Origin of the sequence: Virgibacillus senegalensis (genome assembly GCF_000821245.2) — a bacterium.
Classification (GTDB): Bacteria; Bacillota; Bacilli; order Bacillales; family Amphibacillaceae; genus Sediminibacillus; species Sediminibacillus senegalensis.
This window is the reverse complement of record NZ_LN611418.1, coordinates 1-887: the sequence shown is the minus strand read 5'-3', so window position 1 is coordinate 887 and position 887 is coordinate 1. Positions and strand designations below refer to the sequence as shown.

General features: G+C 52.6%; 8 tRNA genes. All 8 read right to left on the bottom strand.

What is annotated here, in order from left to right:
* Positions 1 to 128: 128 nt before the first annotated feature.
* Positions 129 to 204, bottom strand: a tRNA-Ala gene (locus BN1067_RS00045).
* Between the two features lie 8 nt (positions 205 to 212).
* Positions 213 to 289 (bottom strand) — tRNA-Pro (locus BN1067_RS00040).
* Positions 290 to 292: 3 nt separating this feature from the next.
* Positions 293 to 369 (bottom strand) — tRNA-Arg (locus tag BN1067_RS00035).
* Between the two features lie 8 nt (positions 370 to 377).
* Positions 378 to 463: transfer RNA gene (locus tag BN1067_RS00030), tRNA-Leu, on the bottom strand.
* Between the two features lie 15 nt (positions 464 to 478).
* Positions 479 to 553 (bottom strand) — tRNA-Gly (locus BN1067_RS00025).
* Between the two features lie 5 nt (positions 554 to 558).
* Positions 559 to 639 (bottom strand) — tRNA-Leu (locus BN1067_RS00020).
* A gap of 17 nt (positions 640 to 656) precedes the next feature.
* Positions 657 to 729, bottom strand: a tRNA-Lys gene (locus BN1067_RS00015).
* Positions 730 to 760: 31 nt separating this feature from the next.
* A tRNA-Thr gene (locus BN1067_RS00010) sits at positions 761 to 836 on the bottom strand.
* Positions 837 to 887: the final 51 nt, after the last annotated feature.

Genomic DNA, 887 nt, shown 5'->3' with positions numbered 1-887 from the left:
GCCAGCGTTCGTCCTGAGCCAAGATCAAACTCTCCATAAAATGCGAGCTTGCTTGCTCGTTCAAAAAACTAGCTTGTATATCTTGCTTGACATACTGGTTGTTTTGTTCAGTTTTCAAAGATCAAATATGGTGGAGCCTAGCGGGATCGAACCGCTGACCTCCTGCGTGCAAAGCAGGCGCTCTCCCAGCTGAGCTAAGGCCCCTTTATAAATGGTCGGGAAGACAGGATTTGAACCTGCGACCCCTTGGTCCCAAACCAAGTGCTCTGCCAAGCTGAGCTACTTCCCGAAATGGCGCGCCCGAGAGGAGTCGAACCCCTAACCTCTTGATCCGTAGTCAAACGCTCTATCCAATTGAGCTACGGGCGCATGTTAAGTGCCGAGGGCCGGACTCGAACCGGCACGGTAGAAACCTACCGCAGGATTTTAAGTCCTGTGCGTCTGCCAATTCCGCCACCCCGGCATGGCATGAAAGAACTGGAGCGGAAGACGGGATTCGAACCCGCGACCCCCACCTTGGCAAGGTGGTGTTCTACCACTGAACTACTTCCGCGTTAATGCGGGTGGAGGGACTTGAACCCCCACGTCGAAGACACTAGATCCTAAATCTAGCGCGTCTGCCAATTCCGCCACACCCGCTCGATATTGAATTTTGATGAGCCATGGAGGGCTCGAACCTCCGACCCTCTGATTAAAAGTCAGATGCTCTACCAACTGAGCTAATGGCTCACAATTCACAAATACGTTTTAAATTAGAAAGTGGTGCCGGCCAGAGGACTTGAACCCCCAACCTACTGATTACAAGTCAGTTGCTCTACCAATTGAGCTAGGCCGGCAAATGGTGGAGGATGCAGGGCTCGAACCTGCGACCCCCTGCTTGTAAGGCA